Annotated in this window: 16 protein-coding genes; 12 read left to right on the top strand and 4 right to left on the bottom strand. The window is 69.2% G+C overall.

Annotated elements, in window-relative coordinates; translation table 11 throughout:
* Positions 1 to 97: 97 nt before the first annotated feature.
* Positions 98 to 2059 carry a M13 family metallopeptidase gene (locus ASC66_RS14865; protein ID WP_055841173.1) on the top strand — a complete coding sequence of 654 codons (1962 nt, stop codon included), beginning with the start codon at positions 98 to 100 and terminating at the stop codon, positions 2057 to 2059.
* Positions 2060 to 2198: 139 nt separating this feature from the next.
* The gene (locus tag ASC66_RS14860) at positions 2199 to 3122 is read left to right on the top strand and encodes a serine hydrolase (protein WP_055841171.1); all 924 of its coding nucleotides are present in this window, start codon (positions 2199 to 2201) and stop codon (positions 3120 to 3122) included.
* Between the two features lie 464 nt (positions 3123 to 3586).
* Here ASC66_RS14860 and ASC66_RS14855 read toward each other — a convergent pair whose 3' ends face one another.
* Positions 3587 to 4036 (bottom strand): NUDIX hydrolase, encoded by a 450-nt coding sequence (locus tag ASC66_RS14855; protein WP_055841168.1) that lies wholly within the window; start codon positions 4034 to 4036, stop codon positions 3587 to 3589.
* Between the two features lie 80 nt (positions 4037 to 4116).
* On the opposite strand from ASC66_RS14855, the gene ASC66_RS14850 reads away from it, so the two are divergent.
* Entirely contained in the window at positions 4117 to 5502 is a 1386-nt protein-coding gene (locus ASC66_RS14850; RefSeq protein WP_055841164.1) for a glycine--tRNA ligase, read from the top strand.
* 362 nt (positions 5503 to 5864) lie between these two features.
* Here ASC66_RS14850 and ASC66_RS14845 read toward each other — a convergent pair whose 3' ends face one another.
* Both ASC66_RS14845 and ASC66_RS14840 read right to left on the bottom strand, forming a co-directional pair.
* Positions 5865 to 6593 (bottom strand): GNAT family N-acetyltransferase, encoded by a 729-nt coding sequence (locus ASC66_RS14845; protein WP_162243517.1) that lies wholly within the window; start codon positions 6591 to 6593, stop codon positions 5865 to 5867.
* 16 nt (positions 6594 to 6609) lie between these two features.
* Positions 6610 to 7986 carry a glutamyl-tRNA reductase gene (locus ASC66_RS14840; RefSeq protein ID WP_055841161.1) on the bottom strand — a complete coding sequence of 459 codons (1377 nt, stop codon included), beginning with the start codon at positions 7984 to 7986 and terminating at the stop codon, positions 6610 to 6612.
* 240 nt (positions 7987 to 8226) lie between these two features.
* Between ASC66_RS14840 and hemE the strand changes: the two genes are divergently transcribed.
* The 9 genes from hemE (at position 8227) to ASC66_RS14795 (ending at position 15871) form a co-directional block, all read left to right on the top strand.
* Positions 8227 to 9408: a uroporphyrinogen decarboxylase gene (hemE, locus tag ASC66_RS14835; RefSeq protein WP_055841763.1), complete on the top strand. Its 1182-nt coding sequence runs from the start codon at positions 8227 to 8229 to the stop codon at positions 9406 to 9408.
* Positions 9405 to 10919: a protoporphyrinogen/coproporphyrinogen oxidase gene (locus ASC66_RS14830; protein ID WP_055841159.1), complete on the top strand. Its 1515-nt coding sequence runs from the start codon at positions 9405 to 9407 to the stop codon at positions 10917 to 10919. Before hemE ends, ASC66_RS14830 begins: the two co-directional genes overlap by 4 nt.
* Positions 10920 to 11081: 162 nt before the next feature.
* A complete protein-coding gene (locus tag ASC66_RS18495; RefSeq protein WP_235496946.1) occupies positions 11082 to 11465 on the top strand; it encodes a YtxH domain-containing protein in 384 nt (127 codons plus the stop codon).
* 33 nt (positions 11466 to 11498) lie between these two features.
* Positions 11499 to 11924, top strand: coding sequence for a phage holin family protein (locus ASC66_RS14820; RefSeq protein ID WP_055841156.1), 426 nt, complete (start codon positions 11499 to 11501; stop codon positions 11922 to 11924).
* Entirely contained in the window at positions 11908 to 12234 is a 327-nt protein-coding gene (locus ASC66_RS14815) for a DUF3618 domain-containing protein (protein ID WP_082492367.1), read from the top strand. The genes ASC66_RS14820 and ASC66_RS14815 overlap by 17 nt, the downstream gene beginning before the upstream one ends.
* A gap of 43 nt (positions 12235 to 12277) precedes the next feature.
* On the top strand, positions 12278 to 13006 hold the full coding sequence (hemQ, locus tag ASC66_RS14810; RefSeq protein ID WP_055841152.1) for a hydrogen peroxide-dependent heme synthase: 729 nt from the start codon (positions 12278 to 12280) through the stop codon (positions 13004 to 13006).
* Positions 13006 to 14070: a ferrochelatase gene (locus ASC66_RS14805; RefSeq protein WP_055841148.1), complete on the top strand. Its 1065-nt coding sequence runs from the start codon at positions 13006 to 13008 to the stop codon at positions 14068 to 14070. The genes hemQ and ASC66_RS14805 overlap by 1 nt, the downstream gene beginning before the upstream one ends.
* Positions 14067 to 15041 (top strand): hydroxymethylbilane synthase, encoded by a 975-nt coding sequence (hemC, locus tag ASC66_RS14800; RefSeq protein ID WP_055841145.1) that lies wholly within the window; start codon positions 14067 to 14069, stop codon positions 15039 to 15041. Before ASC66_RS14805 ends, hemC begins: the two co-directional genes overlap by 4 nt.
* 71 nt (positions 15042 to 15112) lie before the next feature.
* A complete protein-coding gene (locus ASC66_RS14795; RefSeq protein WP_055841757.1) occupies positions 15113 to 15871 on the top strand; it encodes a uroporphyrinogen-III synthase in 759 nt (252 codons plus the stop codon).
* A gap of 33 nt (positions 15872 to 15904) precedes the next feature.
* On the opposite strand, the gene ASC66_RS14790 is transcribed toward ASC66_RS14795, so the two are convergent.
* Positions 15905 to 16474 carry a MarR family transcriptional regulator gene (locus ASC66_RS14790; protein ID WP_235496945.1) on the bottom strand — a complete coding sequence of 190 codons (570 nt, stop codon included), beginning with the start codon at positions 16472 to 16474 and terminating at the stop codon, positions 15905 to 15907.
* Positions 16475 to 16494: the final 20 nt, after the last annotated feature.

Here is a 16494-nt window from a genome sequence, read left to right as displayed (position 1 = left end):
GTTCCCAGCCGCCGGTGCACATCGACTCGGGGAAACCGCACTTCGCGCTCGGCGGAATCCCAGCTGCGGCGTCGTGCGTTCCCAATAGGCTGTGGAAATGACCGCTGCGACGACTGCTTCTGGAATTGTGCTCGACGAACTCGACCCGACGGTGCGCCCGCAGGACGATCTGTTCCGCCACGTCAACGGCAAGTGGATCGCGCGCACCGAGATCCCGGCCGACAAGGCGCGCTACGGCTCGTTCTACGTTCTGCACGAAGAGGCAGAGAAGGCCGTTCGCGACATCATCATGGAGTCGCAGGACGCTGAGCCGGACACGGAGGCGCGCAAGGTCGGCGACCTCTACGCCAGCTTCCTCGACGAGGAGCGCATCGAGAGCCTCGGCGTGACGCCCATCGCCGGCCAGCTGGCCGCCGCGGCATCCGTCTCATCGATCCCGGAGTTCCTCGCCACTCTCGGCGAGCTCGAGCGTGCCGGGGTGAGCGGTTTCTACCAGCTCTTCGTCGACAACGACCCCGGTGACCCCGAGCGCTATCTCGTCTTCGCCGAGCAGGGTGGGATCGGCCTGCCGGACGAGAGCTACTTTCGCGAGGAGAAGTTCGCCGACGTGCGCGAGGCCTACCGGGCTCACCTCGAGCGCATGTTCGCTCTCGCCGGCCTGAGCGACCCCGCCGAGCGGGCGGCGCGCGTGTTCGACCTCGAGAGCGCGATCGCCGCCGTGCACTGGGACAACGTCGCATCGCGCGACAGCGAGAAGACCTACAACCTGATGAGCTGGGCGGATGCCGCCATCCTCGTCCCGGCCGACCTCGCCGTGTGGCGCGACGCCATGGGCGCGCCGACCGGTGTCTTCAACGAACTCGTGCTGCGTCAGCCGAGCTTCACCAGCGGCGTCGGCGCCCTGCTCGTGCCGGAGCAGCTCGACGCCTGGCGCGACTGGCTGAGCTGGCAGGTCGTGCGCGGCAGCGCCGCCTACCTGACGAGCGACATCGTCGAGGCGAACTTCGACTTCTACGGCCGCACGCTCACCGGGACCCCGGAGATGCGTGACCGCTGGAAGCGCGGCGTCTCGCTGGTGGAGGGAGCGCTCGGTGAGGCCGTCGGCCACATCTACGTCGAGAAGCACTTCCCGGAGACCGCGAAGGCGGCGATGGACGTTCTCGTCGCGAATCTCGTCGAAGCGTACCGCCAGTCGATCACCACCCTCGAGTGGATGAGTGCCGAGACGCGGGAGCGCGCCCTCGACAAGCTCGACAAGTTCACTCCCAAGATCGGCTACCCGTCGAAGTGGCGCGACTACTCGGCGCTCAGCATCGACGCGACCGACCTCATCGGCAATGTGCGGGCGACGAGCGAGTTCGAGTTCAATCGCGAGCTCGGCAAGATCGGCAAGCCGATCGACCGCGACGAGTGGTTCATGACGCCGCAGACGATCAACGCCTACTACAACCCCGGTTTCAACGAGATCGTGTTCCCGGCGGCGATCCTGCAGCCGCCGTTCTTCTCGGATGCGCGGGATGCCGCGGCCAACTACGGCGCGATCGGCGCCGTCATCGGCCACGAGATCGGCCACGGCTTCGACGACCAGGGCTCCAAGTACGACGGAGACGGCCGCCTCACCGACTGGTGGACCGAGGCGGACCGAGCCGCGTTCGAAGAGCGCACGGCATCCCTGATCGCCCAGTTCGACGCCCTCGCCCCCGCCCAGGTGCCGGACCACCACGTGAACGGCGCCCTCACCATCGGCGAGAACATCGGAGACCTCGGCGGCCTCGCCATCGCGTGGAAGGCCTACCTGATCTCGCTGGACGGGTCGGAGCCGCCCGTGCTCGACGGCCTGACGGGCGCGCAGCGCTTCTTCCTCAGTTGGGCGCAGGCCTGGCAGATGAAGGGCCGCGACGAGGAGGTCATCCGCCTGCTCGCGATCGACCCGCACTCGCCGAACGAGTTCCGCTGCAACCAGATCGTGCGCAACATCGACGACTTCTACGGTGCCTTCGACGTGCAGCCGACGGATGCCGCCTGGCTTGCACCGGAGGAGCGCGTCACGATCTGGTGAGTGTGGGCGCCCGGGCGTCCCACGCTGTCAGCTGTCGGGGTTACACTCATCGTGACCCGCAGCCGATTCTCTCGCGGGTGAATTCTGCGCGGAGGGGTGAGCCGCGCGATCCACAGCATCGAGCCTCGAAGGAACCCGTGTGACAAGCCCCGCGCCGCAGTCGGAACGCCGTGTGCGGCAGGCGGCGCTCGAGCGGGGCAGGCACCAGGGCGGCGAGACGAACGAGAACTTCGGGCGCGGCTTCGCGGCGCTCGGCCAACTCGCCCTCGACGGTGTCCAGGTCTCGGCGCGCGCCAGCGATCTGGCGACGGGGCGCGTGCTGTTCTCCGTCGATGACCACGTCTCGATGCCGACCGCCGACATCGGCAAGGTGCTGCTCCTGATCGAGGTGGCAGCCCAGCTGGGCGACCCCGATCGCGCCGATGACGGACTCGGCGAACTCGTGATCCTCGATCGGGGCGCAGGCGACGCCGCGGGATCAGCCGGAATCTGGCAGCACCTGCAGGCGCCGTCGCTGCCCGTGGCCGATCTCGCCGCACTCGTCGGAGCGAGCAACGACAACCTCGCCAGCAACGTCCTGCTGCGCGTCGTCGGGCTCGAGGCCGTGCGCAGGCGCGCGGAGTCGCTCGGACTCTCCAAGACGGCGCTGCTCGATGTCGTGCGTGATCTGCGCGGCCCGGATGACGCCCCACAGCTCTCGGTCGGCTCCGCACAGGAACTCTGCTGGCTCTTCACCGCCATGGCCCGCGGCGAGGTCGTGTCGCCCACCGTCTCGCAGCGCGTGCTCGGCTGGCTCTCGCTGAACGCCGACCTTTCGATGGTGGCCAGCGCGTTCGGCCTGGTTCCGCTCGCGCACCGCGATGCCGATCACGGCCTGCTGCTCGTGAATCTGACCGGAACGGAGCCGGGCGTGCGCAGCGAGGTCGGCGTGCTGCGCGGCCCGCGCGCCGGTGTCACGTACGTGGTGTCGCTGAGCTTCGCAGACACCACCCTGGCGGCCAGGCTCGAGGTGCTCGACGGCATGCGCCAGGTCGGCCTCGACCTGCTGGAATACGTGCACTGACGCCCCGGCGGCTGAGCCCGTCGAAACCGACCATTTCCCGGTGGTCGAGTAGGCCGCTCGCGGCCGTATCGAGACCCGGGCGAGCCGATCCGGTCAGACGCTCGGGGCTTCGGGGGCGGCCTCGTTCCTCGGCTGCTCCCTCTAGCCAGCGTGCACATGCACGATGCGCTCTCTGCACGTTGGCTCGAGCGAGTGGCGCCGCGACGAAGGAGCAGCGACGCACGCGAAGCCCCGAGCGGATCCGCGGACTCTGCAGCCGCGACATCCGGGGCGAGCCGATCTGGTCAGGCGCTCGGGGCTTCGGGGGCGGCCTCGTTCCTCGGGGGCGGCCTCGTTCCTCGGCTGCTCCCTCTCGCCGTCGTGCACATGGGCGAAGCCAGCGTGCATATCGACGGTGACCGAGCCCTGCGACGTGAGAGCGCACGTCGACTGCGCCACGCGCGGCACTCGATACGCTCCTGCAGTCAGTCGATCAGGCCTGCGGAGGCCAGGCGCTGCAACACCTCGGCGCCGGCGGGCGGGCAGCGGTCGAGCGCGTCAAAGCCCACCCAGTGCAGCTCGCTCACCTCGGCCGATGGCGCGGGGGTGACGGATGCCGCGGCGGTGGAGTCCACCCCGAAGACGTGCATGCGCACGAGCCGGCCGACGGGCTCGCCGTGTGCCTGCACCGCCACGGTGAAGAGCTCGTGGAGATCGCTCGGCCTGAGCTCGATCGACACCTCCTCGCTGGCCTCGCGCACCGCGGCATCCGCAATGGACTCGCCTGTGTCGATCTTGCCTCCGGGCATGAACAGCACGTCGCGCCCACGGGCGGTGACCATGAGCACGCGGCGATCACGGATGAGCGCGACGGCGGCGACGGCGATGTCGGGGAGGGTGGCGCCGGGCAACGGCGGGGATTCGGCTGAGGTCATCGTTCCATTGAACCCCACCGTAAACTAGGAAGACTGTTCGCCGGGCCCTTCCGCCCTGATCACGCCCCATTGGAGCCACCATGGCCGCACCCAGCCGTCTCGACGCCGTCATCGCCCTCGCCCGCCACCGCGGGTTCGTTTTCCAGGCCGGTGAGATCTACGGCGGTTCGCGCTCCGCGTGGGACTACGGGCCTCTCGGCACCGAGCTCAAGGAGAACATCAAGCGCCAGTGGTGGCGCTTCATGGTGCAGAGCCGCGACGACGTCGTGGGCCTCGACTCCAGCGTGATCCTGCCCAAGCAGGTGTGGGAGGCATCCGGCCACGTCGAGGTCTTCAGTGACCCGCTGGTCGAGTGCCAGAGCTGCCACAAGCGCTTCCGCGCCGACCACCTGGAGGAGGAGTTCGAGGAGAAGAAGGGACGCGCGCCCGAGAACGGCCTCGACGACATCGCCTGCCCCAACTGCGGCAACCGCCACACCTGGACGGAACCGCGTGCGTTCTCCGGTCTGCTGAAGACCTACCTCGGCCCGGTCGACGACGAGTCGGGCATGCACTACCTCCGTCCGGAGACGGCGCAGGGCATCTTCGTGAACTTCGCCAATGTGCTGCAGGCCTCGCGCCTGAAGCCGCCGTTCGGCATCGGCCAGATCGGCAAGAGCTTCCGCAACGAGATCACACCCGGAAACTTCATCTTCCGCACCCGTGAGTTCGAGCAGATGGAGATGGAATTCTTCGTCGAGCCCGGCACCGACGAGACGTGGCAGGAGTACTGGATGGAACAGCGCATGAGCTGGTACACCGGCCTCGGCATCAGCCCGGACAACCTGCGCTTCTTCGAGCACCCGAAGGAGAAGCTCTCGCACTACTCCAAGCGGACCGTCGACATCGAGTACCGCTTCGGCTTCACCGGCAGCGAGTTCGGCGAGCTCGAGGGCATCGCGAACCGCACCGACTTCGACCTGAAGACGCACTCCGAGGCCTCGGGCAAGGACCTCTCCTTCTTCGACCAGACCAAGAACGAGCGCTGGACCCCCTACGTGATCGAGCCGGCAGCCGGCCTCACCCGCTCGCTGATGGCGTTCCTCGTCGACGCGTACCACGAGGAGGAGGTGCCGAACGCGAAGGGCGGCGTCGACACCCGCACCGTGCTCAAGCTCGACCCGCGCCTGGCACCGATCAAGGCCGCCATCCTGCCGCTGTCGCGCAACGAGCGCCTCTCGCCGATGGCGCGTGAGCTCGCCGCCGAGCTGCGCCAGAGCTGGAACATCGACTTCGACGACGCCGGCGCCATTGGCCGTCGCTACCGCCGCCAGGACGAGATCGGCACCCCGTTCTGCATCACGGTCGACTTCGACTCGCTCGACGACCAGGCCGTGACCGTGCGCGACCGCGACACCATGCAGCAGGAGCGCGTGCCGCTCGCTGAGCTGTACCTGTACCTGGCAGCCCGCCTCAAGGGCGCGTAAACATGAATTGATCCAGTGGATCAATCATGTTCACGCGAAAGGCGGCAGCCCTCACTCAGGAAATCTCGTCAACGCTGGGGGCTCCCGCCGCCGGCCAAGAGTAGTGATCCGGGGGATCACTACTCCGTCAGGCGAAAGGCGGAGACCGCAACCCCGGGAACGCGACGCGGTCTCGGGGTTGTTGCGTATGCGAGCACTGTTGCCGAAAGGGTTGCGCTGAGCGCACTCTGCACGGATTCGCTCAGGGCTTCGCGTGCCAGCGTGCAGCGGAGCCGCAGAAACTCACGCTGGCTCGAGGGAGCAGCCGAGGACCGAGGCCGCCCCCGAAGCCGAGTGCGGTGCGTAGACGGGGGCTGACGCGCTCAGGGCGTGTGCGGGGCCGGGGTGTCTTCGCGGGCGCGCCACTCGTGCGCGATCATGCCGTAGATGCCGGTGTCGCTCCACTCGCCCTTGTCCCAGTACGACTCGCGCAGGGTCGCCTCATGCAGCAGCCCGAGCCGCACACACAGTCGGGCGGATGCGTCATTGCGCGGATCGAGGTGGGCGATGACGCGGTGGGCGCCGATGCCGTCGAACGCCAGACGCAGCATGGCTTCCGCCGCCTCGGTGGCGTAGCCCTTGCCGGCGAAGTCGGGGTGGAAGACCCAGCCGATCTCGAGTTCGGCGGTCTCGACGCTGCTGAGGCGGAGCATGACGTCACCGATCACGCGACCGGCGCTGCCGACCAGCCGCTCGTCGTCTGCTGCCAGCTCGCAGGCCAGGAAGATGGCGCTGTCGGCGGTGGCATCGAGCGTGCGCAATGCGGCGCGGCGCAGGGTGTGCGCTGCGCCCTCCTCGATGGTGCGACGGGGCCACGGGATGTAGCGCAGCACCTCGTCGAGCCGCTGGTACTCCCAGACGTCTGCCGCATCGCCGGCAATGAGAGGTCGCAGGATCAACCGTTCGGTCTGGATGGGCGCGAGTGCGAGCGGGCCGCTGTCGAAGGGGAAGCCGTGGAAGTAGCCGGGCGGGGGAGTCGGGGTCTCCGCGGAATCGGGCCCGACGGACGACGGTGCCGCGAGGTCAGGCGTAAAGTCCGGTGCCGAGCTCATCGCAGTCCGATCGCGCTCAGTCGTTCGCCGCCGCGCGCATCCGGTCGCCACCCACCGGGCAGCTGCCCGCAGTGCCGCCGGCGATGCTGGGGATGTCGGCACTGGCGCGCGCGGCATCCGGCGTCTCGACCTTCAGACCGAAGAGGGCATCGATGCCGTCGAGCCAGGCCTGCTGCTCGCCGTCGCGGGCGAGTTCGCGGGAGCGCACCATCGGCGTGTGCAGCAGCACTCCGGCGAGGTGACGCAGCGACTGCTCGATGCGTCCGTCGGGATCGCCCTTGCTCTGCGCACGCGCGATCTCGGCGTCGAGCAGGTCGAAGACGTGGGTGCGCAGTGCGACCACGGCGGGGGCGAGCGACTGCTCCTCGGCCACCTCGGTGAAGGTGCGGGCGGCCTTGCCGACCATGGCGCGGGCCTCCTGCGTGGCGTTCAGCTCCTCGAGCGGAGCGTGGATGCTGATCGTCTCGAGGTCGAGCAGTTCAACGCCGGCCAAATCGGCCACATCAGGGTCGATGTTGCGCGGCAGGCCGAGGTCGATCAGCAGCTGGCGCTCGCTCGGGCTCGACGCGCTCGTGCGACCGGCGGTGAGCAGGGCTGCGTCGACGACGTGGGTCTCGGCGGTGGTGCAGGTCACGATGAGGTCGACGGATGCCGCGACGCTCGCGAAGTCGGCGTGCGCGACGGGCAGGATGCCGTGGTTGGCCGCGAAGCGCGCGGCCCTGCCGGACGGCGAGTAGACCCGCACATTCTCGGCTCCACGGTCGCGCAGGGCGGCCAGCGAGGCACCGGCGTAGCGCCCCGTGCCGACGAGCAGCACGCTCGTCTCCGCCCAGTCGCTGACGCGGCTCTCGGCGAGTTCGAGCGAGAGTCGCACGAGGGAGCGGCCGGCCGAGCCGATGCCGGTGCGGTTCTTGACGCCGCGTGAGGTCTGCGATGCGCGCTGGAAGAGGCGCTCCAGCTCGGGGCTGGTCGTTCCGACGGTGCGTGCCTGCTCCAGCGAGCGGCGAACCTGGCCGGCGATCTCGCCCTCGCCGACCACGACGGACTCAAGGCCGGCCGACACGGCGAAGAGGTGCTCCGCCACACCATTGCCGTGCACGAGCTGCAGGCTGTCGCGCAGAATCTCGCTGCTCACGCCGGTGCTCGCGCTGACCGCGTCGATGGCGGCGAACACGGTGGGCAGGGGGGAGTGGCCGAAGGGGGCATCGAGATCGAGGTAGGTCTCGAAGCGGTTGCAGGTGGCCACGACGACGGCGCCCTGCAGGGTGTGGGCGCCCGGGAGCGCGCGATGTTCGCTCACAATGCGCTCGCCCATGGCTGCCGCGTCGACAGAGAGCTGTTCGAGCAGATCGAAGTGGGAGTTCTTGTGACTCGCAGAGAGACAGATGAGCACTTGAGAATTCTACAGCTCGTCGAAGCAACTTGCTGGCAGCAGCCTGACCGCAGTTGGCACAACGTGCCGGGAGGTGAAAGTGGGCAGGGGAGGCCGCATCTCAGGGCGGTGGCCTCCGTTCGCGCTGAAGGCCTCCCTCGCGCAGTGCATGCCAGAGCGGATGCCGCTGCGATGCCGCCGCTGTGCCGCCGCTGCGTTGGCTCCGAGACGGCGCGCAGCCGGGTGCGAGACAATGGCCAGGTGAACCACGACGCTCGCCAGACCCTGCCGCCTCAGCATCCCCTCGCCACCGGCCTCACCAGCCGCTCGCGCCTGATCCGCGCGTACCGCGGCGACCGCCCAGAGGTGACCCCGGTCTGGTTCATGCGCCAGGCTGGCCGCTCGCTGCCGGAGTACCGCGAGCTGCGGGTCGGCACGAAGATGCTCGACGCCTGCCTCGACCCGGCCCTGGCCAGCGAGATCACTCTGCAGCCGGTGCGCAGGCACGGGGTGGATGCCGGAATCTTCTTCAGCGACATCGTCGTGCCGCTCAGGCTCGTTGGCGTCGAGGTGGAGATCGTCGCCGGCCGTGGACCCGTGATGGGCAAGGCCGTGCGCACCGCCGCCGACGTGGCCGAGCTCACCGCGCTCGACCCCGCCGTTCTCGATTCCTCGCTCGCTCCGATCTCCGAGGCCGTTGCGCGCACGGTCGCCGCACTCGCCGAGATCGCGCCGTCGCACCGCGTCGATGGCGAGCCGTCCTCCGTAACCCCCTTGATCGGTTTCGCCGGCGCCCCGTTCACGCTGGCGGCCTACCTCGTCGAGGGCGGACCGTCGAAGGACCACCTCGCCGCCCGCGCACTGATGCACTCCGAGCCGGAGGCTTGGGCCGCGCTGATGCGCTGGACCGCCGAGGTCACCGGGCGCTTCCTGCGCGCGCAGATCCTCGCCGGCGCCAGTGCCGCTCAGCTCTTCGACTCCTGGGCCGGCGCGCTCTCGCTCGAGGACTACGAGGAGCATGTCGCCCCGGCATCCGCCCACGCCCTGAGTTTCGTCAGCGACCTCGGCTACTACGAGCGCGGCACCGACGGGGCCGCCGATCCCGAGCGGGTCTGGCACCGCGTTCCGATCGTGCACTTCGGCGTCGGAACGAGTGAGCTGCTCGGCGCGATGCACCGCGTCGGAGCCGACGTCGTCGGGGTCGACTACCGCCTGGCCATCGACGAGGGCATCCGCCGCCTCGGCGGCGGCGTCCCCGTGCAGGGCAACGTCGACCCGGCACTGCTCGGCGCACCGTGGCCGGTGCTCGAGGCGCACGTGCGCGATGTGCTGCGCCGCGGCGAGGCCGCGCCGGCCCACGTGCTCAACCTCGGCCACGGGGTGCCGCCGGAGACCGACCCCGCCGTGCTCAGCCGCATCGTCGAACTGGTGCACGGCCGATGAGAGCACAGCAGAACTCGGCTGGCATCGTTGACGTCGCCGTTGTCGGGGCCGGCATCGCCGGCCTCGTCGCCGCGCGCGCCTGCGCCAGGCTCGGCCTCTCGGTGCTGATCCTCGAGGCCGCGGACGTCGCAGGCGGCTGCGTCGGCCGCACCGAGCTCGCGGGCCTCAGCCTCGACACCGGCGCCGAGGGTTTCGCGACCCGTAACGACTCGGTCGCCGAGCTGCTCGGGGAACTCGGACTCGGCGACGACATCGTGGATCCGAACCCGGCCGGAGCCTGGTTGCGTCTGCCGCCGCTGACCGGGACGGACGCCATCACGGTGCCGATGCCGAAGCTTTCGCTGCTCGGCATCCCCTCGTCGCCCCTCGCCGACGACGTGCGCGCCGCGATCGGCTGGAAGAACTCCATCCGGGCATACTCCGACCGCCTGCGCCCTGTGCTCACGATCGGCACCGAGAAGAACTTCGGCAAGCTCGTCGAGCAGCGGATGGGCAAGGCCGTGCTGGACCGCCTCGTCTCGCCGATCTCCTCCGGTGTCTACTCCGCCGATGCGCATGACCTCGAGGTCGACGTCGTCGCACCGGGGCTGAATGCCGCGCTGACCAGAGCGGGGTCGCTCTCGGGGGCCGTTGCTCTGCTGAAGAGCGATGCCAAGCCAGGGGCCGGCGTGCGCGGCATCCGCGGCGGCATGCACCGCCTCGTCGATGCGCTGCTCGCCGAGAACGCCCACTTCGACGCGGAGCTGCGCCTCGGCACTCGCGTGACCGGCCTGCGTGAGAATGCCGACGGCTCCTGGGCGCTCACCGCGACCGAGCGGCCGACGCCGGCGACAGAGCCAGGCGCGACCGAGCCAGACTCGCCTCGGTCAGAGCCGATCGAGCGCACCGTCACCGCCCGCACCGTGATCCTGGCCGCGCCCGCGACAGTCTCGCTCGGCCTGCTCTCCCTGGCACGGCCCGAATGGAGCGAGGCGAGTGATTCCGCGTGGGCCTCCGGCTCAGCCGTCGAGATCGTCACGCTCGTGCTCGACGCCCCCGCACTGGATGCCGCGCCGCGCGGCACAGGCGTGCTCGTGGCCTCCGACACCCCTGGCACCACCGCGAAGGCGCTCACGCACTCCACCGCCAAGTGGGCCTGGCTGGCCGAGGCCGCGGGCCCCGGGCGTCACGTCGTGCGGCTGTCGTACGGCCGGCTGGGGCAGGACAGCCCGAGCTCGGCGCTCGATGACGCCGAGCTCACCGCTCTCGCCCTGCGCGATGCGAGCGCCATCCTCGGCGTTCCACTCACAGCGGCCCAGCTCGTCGACTCGGCTCGCACCCCGTGGCGCGACGCCCTCTCGCACGCGGCCATCGGCCAGCGGGAACGGGTCACGGCGTTGCGCGCCAGGCTCGAGGAGGAGACGACGCTCGCCGCGACGGGATCCTGGCTTGGCGGCACGGGACTCGCCTCGGTGATTCCGGATGCCACGGCAGCCGCGTCCGGCATCCGCCGCCACTTCGTGCACCTCTAGGCGGCCGTGGGGGTGCCAAGCCTCCGATTCGTCGCCGCTGCCGACGTGCCCCGGTGCATATCCAAAATGGAATATTTCAGACTCGTCGTTTCAGGATGCCGGGAACGGGGCTACTCTAGGCAGGGCGACGCTGTGCAGAACAGTGAAAAAGATCGGGGTGTCATGAAGGGCAAGCTTCTCTTCGTTTCCGGTGCTGCGGTGGGCTACGTGCTCGGCACGCGCGCCGGCCGCAAGCGATATGAACAGATCAAGGGCGCCGCGCAGAGCGTGTGGAACACACCGCTCGTGCAGCAGGGCGTCGATCAGGTCAAGGGTTTCGCCCTCGCCAGGGTCGGCACCGTCTCCGATGCCTTCTTCGACAATGCGAAGAAGCTCGTGAATGCGGCCACCAAGCAGAGCAAGGGTGAGACCACGATCACGACGGTCGTCACGACGGCCGGAACGCCGGTTCCGCCTGCCACGAAGCCGACTGGCGTGAAGCCGGGCGGCGCGACGACGGGCGGCGCGACGTCGCCGGCCGATGCCACTCCGAAAGCCGACGGCTGATCGCATCCGATCGCCAGGAAAGGTGCGTGCGTGATGAGTGAACATGACGGAAACCCACTGAACGCGGCGAACAGGCGGTCCCTCTTTGAGTTGATCGGCGACCTTCCCGGGTTGCTCATCGGACTGGTCCGCGCCGAGATCGAGCAGTTCAAGGCCGAGCTCAGCGAGAAGGGCCAGCGCATCGGTGTGGGCGTTGCGCTCATGGTCGTCGCCGTCGGATTCGCCTTCTTCGGCCTCGCTGTGCTCGTCGCCTGTGCGGTGCTCGCTTTCGCGCTCATCGTGCCGGCCTGGCTGGCCGCGCTCATCGTGGCCGGCATCCTGTTCCTGCTCGCCATTCTTCTGATCTTCATCGGTCGGGGTCGAATCCAGGCCGGACTCGCCAAGAGCGAGTTCGACGTCGATCTGAAGCGCGACATGGATGTCTTCAAGGGAGAGGGATCATATGACCGCCACGCCTGAGAACAGTGCAGCCGCGTTGAACGCAGCGTCGACCGCCGTGGCACAGCAGGCCGCGTCCGCGCCGCGCCGCAGCCGTGCCGAGTTGCAGGCCGATGCCGTCCGCGCTCGAGCGGAACTCGCCGCAACCCTCGACGCCATCGAAGACAAACTCAACGTGCCGAAGCAGATCGGCCTGGCCGCCGATCGCACCGGAGCACGCGTGCGCCGCATGGCGGCAGAGAACCCGATCGCCCTCGGCGCCGTCGCTCTGGCGGCTGCCACCGCCGTCGGCCTCGGCGTGTGGGCCATCATTCGCGCGCTCCGCGACTAGGACTGCTTTTGCCCCGCGGCGCAAAGCGGAGCAGACTAGGGGCATGACTGACCCGATTGATCGTCAGGCCCCATCCGACGTGTTCGAATCCGAGGCATCGCCGCAGGGTTTCACCCTGTTCGCCGTCCTTCGCCGCGATCCGAGCAACCCAGACGACTTCGATGGTCACGACGTTCCGCACTTCGTGCACGAACTCGATGACACGATCGCCCTGGTCCAGGCGCAGGGTGTGACCCTGCGCGGCATCTACGACGTCTCCGGTCTGCGCGCCGACGCCGACGTCATGCTCTGGCTGCACGGTCCGGATGCCGAGGGCCTGCAGTGGGCGCTCCGTGAGATGCGCCGTGCCCGCATGCTGAAGAGCCTGCTCCCGACGTGGAACGCCATGGGCGTGCACCGCGACGCCGAGTTCAACAAGAGCCACGTCCCCGGCTTCCTGCGCGGCGTCGACCCCAAGGGGTGGCTCACGGTCTACCCGTTCGTGCGCAGCTACGAGTGGTACCTGCTGCCGGACGAGGAGCGCAAGCGCATGCTCGCCGACCACGGTCGGAAGGGCGCCGCGTTCCGCGGGGCCATCGCCAACACCGTGTCGGCGTTCGCGCTCGGCGACTACGAGTGGCTGCTGCCGATCGAGAGCGATGAGCTCGTCGAACTCGTCGACCTGATGCGCGAGCTGCGCGCGACCGACGCCCGCATGCACGTGCGCGACGAACTGCCGTTCTACACGGGGCGACGCATTGAAACCGCTGAACTTGTGGAGGTGCTGCAGTAGTGGCCCAGTACGACGCCATCCTGCTTTCCAGCTTCGGTGGACCGGAGGGGCAGGACGAGGTCATCCCGTTCCTGCGCAATGTCACGGCCGGTCGCGGGATCCCCGATGAGCGACTCGAAGAGGTTGCCCACCACTACCGTCACTTCGGCGGAGTGAGCCCGATCAACGCCCAGAACCGTGCGCTGAAGGCGGCGCTCGAGGCGGAGCTCGCCGCGCGCGGCATCGAGCTGCCCGTCTACTGGGGCAACCGCAACTCCGCCCCGTTCTTCGCGGACACCGTGCGCGAGGCGCACGCAGCCGGAGACGACCGCCTGCTCGGACTGGTCACGAGCGCGTACACCTCGTACTCGGGCGTCGGTCAGTACCGTGAAGACTTCCAGAAGGCGCTGGCTGACACCGGCCTCGGCGAGCAGGTCTCGATCGACCGCGTGCGCGAGTTCTTCGACCACCCCGGCTTCGTCATGCCCTTCGTCGAGGGCGTCTCCTCGGCCGTGCACCAGCTGCGTGCACAGGGCATCGCTGACGAGGCCATCCACGTGCTCTACGTGACTCATTCGATCCCGAACACGGCGGCCGAGGAATCTGGTCCGGAGTTCGGTCCAGGCGGAGCGTACGTCGCCCAGCACCTGGCCGTCGCCTCCTACATCCACGGCGAGACCGCACCCGCCGCCGCCTGGTCGCTCGTCTACCAGTCGCGCTCAGGTGACCCCCGGACCCCCTGGCTCGAGCCGGACATCAACGATGCCATCGACGAACTCGCCGTTGCCGGCCTCGTCAAGGCCGTCGTGATCGTGCCGTTCGGCTTCGTCAGTGATCACATGGAGGTCCTGTGGGATCTGGACAACGAGGCCGTCACGACCGCACAGGGCCACGGCCTGCTCGCCGTGCGTGTGCCGACCCCCGGCGTGCACCCGAGTTTCGTCTCCGGGCTGATCGACCTCGTGCTGGAGCGCGTGAATGACGTCCCGGTCGATGAGCGCCCGCACCTGACGGAGCTGGGTCCGTGGGCCGATCACGAGCGGGTGGGCACTGCGGATGCCGGCAGCACCGGGGGTGTTGCATGAACGCCGTGATCCGGGTCGGAACCCGCGGAAGCGCACTCGCGATGGCGCAGACGACCGCCATCGCCACCCGCATCGGCAGCGCTGCGAAGGCCGAGATCGAGATCGTACCGGTGACAACCCACGGTGACACCTCGCGCGAATCGCTCGCCAGCATCGGCGGCACCGGGGTGTTCGCCTCGGCACTGCGCGAATCGCTGCTCGCCGATGAGTGCGATCTGATCGTGCACTCGCTCAAAGACCTGCCGACCGGCGAATACGCCGGACTCCGCCTCGCCGCGACGCCCAAGCGGGCTGACGCGCGCGACACGCTCTGCGCCCGCGACGGTCACACGCTGGAGACGTTGCCGGAGGGTGCCCGCGTCGGCACAGGCTCGCCGCGTCGCATCGCCCAGCTGCGCGCCCGCCGACCCGACCTCGACATCGTCGATATCCGGGGCAACATCGACTCGCGGCTCGCGCGGGTGAGCGACGAGCTCGCCGCCGACGACCCGCAACGCCTCGATGCCGTGCTGCTCGCCGCCGCCGGTCTCGGCCGCCTCGGCAAGCTCGAGCACGTCACCGAGTACCTCGACCTCTACGAATGGCCGACCGCGCCGGGTCAGGGTTCGCTCGCCATCGAGGTGCGCGCCGGAACACTCGACCGGGTTCTCGCCGGCGCTCTGGACGCCGTGAACCACGGCGCGACGGCCGCCACAACCCTCGCAGAGCGTCTCGTGCTCGCCGGCCTCGAGGCAGGCTGTTCCGCACCGGTGGGGGCGACAGCCAGCATCGACAACGAGCTGTTCTTCCTGACGGCGACTGTATATAGCCACGACGGCATGCGCTCGATCACGAGCTCGCACGCGGCATCGCCGGAGAGCCACTCCGCCGCCCACCTGGCCGAGGCGGCCCACGACATCGCCGAACGCGTCGTGGCCGAACTTCTCGGCAACGGCGCAGCGGACCTTGCCGCCGTGAAGGGAACGCCGTGACCACGAGTTCTGCCGCCTTCGACGAAGGCGCCTCCGACAAGGCCCAGAACGCCGACAAGGCGCAGAAGCCGCTGACCGGCTGGCGCGTTCTCGTGCCCCGCGGTGGCCCGTGGGGCGACAGGGTCGCGGCGAGCCTGCGCGCCCAGGGCGCATCGCCGAAGGTCGCACCGATGATCAACTTCGCTCCGACCGACGACGCGGCTGCGCTCGAAGCCGCTCTCGCCAAGCTGGCGGCCGGCGGCTTCGACTGGGTCACCGTCACGAGCGCCACGACCGTGGACGTGCTCTCCTCGCATCAGGCCGTCGTGCCGACCACGACGAAGATCGCGGCCGTCGGCGAGACGACCGCGGCAGCGCTCACAGCCGCCGGATACCCGGTCGCACTCGTGCCGGCAGAGGACAATTCCGCGCGCGGACTGCTCGAGGAGTGGACCGCCGCGACGGACGGCGCCATTCCGCTGCGCGTGCTCGCCCTTCGCTCCGCGATCGCCAAGCCGTTGCTGAGCGTCGGCCTCGCCCGGATCGGGCACCACGTCGAGGCGGTCGTCGCCTACCGCACGGTCGGCGTCCCCGTCGAGGAGAAGGTCGTCGCGGATGTCGCAGAGGGCCGCGTCCAGGCCGTCCTCGTCACCTCCGGCAGCGTGGCAGAGCAGGTGCAGAAGCAGCTTGGCCCTATCCCCGACGGCACCCTCGTCGTGTGCATCGGCCCGCAGACGGCGAAGGATGCGCGGGCGATCGGCTTGCGCGTTGACGCGGTCGCCGACGAGCGCACAGCCGAGTCGCTGATCGAGGTGCTCGTGCGCTCGGCTCAGGCACGCAGCGCCAACTGAGCCACTGAGCTCGCGAAGCTCGGGCAACTCGGACTAGTGCCCGTCGAGCTCCTTGGCGACCTCGTTCTCGAGCGCGGCGAGGTTGGTCAGGAAGCGGATGACGACCTCGCGCTCGTCCGGGCTCAGCTCGGCAGCGACGTCGAAGCGCCTGGCGTGCCGCCGCCCGATCGTGTCACGCGCATCGGCGTGAGTCGCGTCCGTGATGCCGATGGCCACCGCTCTGCGGTCGCTCGGGTGCTGGGCGCGCGTGATGTGTTTCGCCTTCTCGAGGCGGTCGAGCATCTTCGTGATCGACGCCGTCGAGATGCTCAGGTGATCAGCGAGCATGCCCGCCGTGACGATGACGCCGGCATTCTTTGCCGCGATGATGAAGCGCAGCGCCTTCATGTCGGTCTCGTTCAACCGCATGTAGCTGCGTGACTCCAGGCTGATGCGCTCTTCCGACTCTCGCCAGGCCTTGATGGCACGCAGCACCGCCACGACCTGGTCGAGCTCTTCCGGCTTGAGGTCGCTGTGGTGAACGTAGCTGCCTGCCGGATCGATGATGCGCGGATCAACCATCGACGCGGAGGGATCCCACGTGCCCGGCTGCGCTTTCGTCATGGCCTCAGTGTACTGGCGGA

It is taken from the genome of Leifsonia sp. Root4, from assembly GCF_001425085.1.
Classification (GTDB): Bacteria; Actinomycetota; Actinomycetes; order Actinomycetales; family Microbacteriaceae; genus Microterricola.
Note: the sequence above shows the minus strand (reverse complement) of the source record. Positions and strands in the feature narration are given on the sequence as shown.

Bases quoted from the DNA above. Each gene is read 5' to 3' on its own strand.
- ASC66_RS14865 (WP_055841173.1), top strand. From the start codon at position 98: ATGACCGCTGCGACGACTGCTTCTGGAATTGTGCTCGACGAACTCGAC.
- ASC66_RS14855 (WP_055841168.1), bottom strand. From the start codon at position 4,036: ATGACCTCAGCCGAATCCCCGCCGTTGCCCGGCGCCACCCTCCCCGAC.
- ASC66_RS14850 (WP_055841164.1), top strand. From the start codon at position 4,117: ATGGCCGCACCCAGCCGTCTCGACGCCGTCATCGCCCTCGCCCGCCAC.
- ASC66_RS14845 (WP_162243517.1), bottom strand. From the start codon at position 6,593: ATGAGCTCGGCACCGGACTTTACGCCTGACCTCGCGGCACCGTCGTCC.
- ASC66_RS14830 (WP_055841159.1), top strand. From the start codon at position 9,405: ATGAGAGCACAGCAGAACTCGGCTGGCATCGTTGACGTCGCCGTTGTC.
- ASC66_RS18495 (WP_235496946.1), top strand. From the start codon at position 11,082: ATGAAGGGCAAGCTTCTCTTCGTTTCCGGTGCTGCGGTGGGCTACGTG.
- ASC66_RS14820 (WP_055841156.1), top strand. From the start codon at position 11,499: ATGAGTGAACATGACGGAAACCCACTGAACGCGGCGAACAGGCGGTCC.
- ASC66_RS14815 (WP_082492367.1), top strand. From the start codon at position 11,908: ATGACCGCCACGCCTGAGAACAGTGCAGCCGCGTTGAACGCAGCGTCG.
- hemQ (WP_055841152.1), top strand. From the start codon at position 12,278: ATGACTGACCCGATTGATCGTCAGGCCCCATCCGACGTGTTCGAATCC.
- hemC (WP_055841145.1), top strand. From the start codon at position 14,067: ATGAACGCCGTGATCCGGGTCGGAACCCGCGGAAGCGCACTCGCGATG.
- ASC66_RS14790 (WP_235496945.1), bottom strand. From the start codon at position 16,474: ATGACGAAAGCGCAGCCGGGCACGTGGGATCCCTCCGCGTCGATGGTT.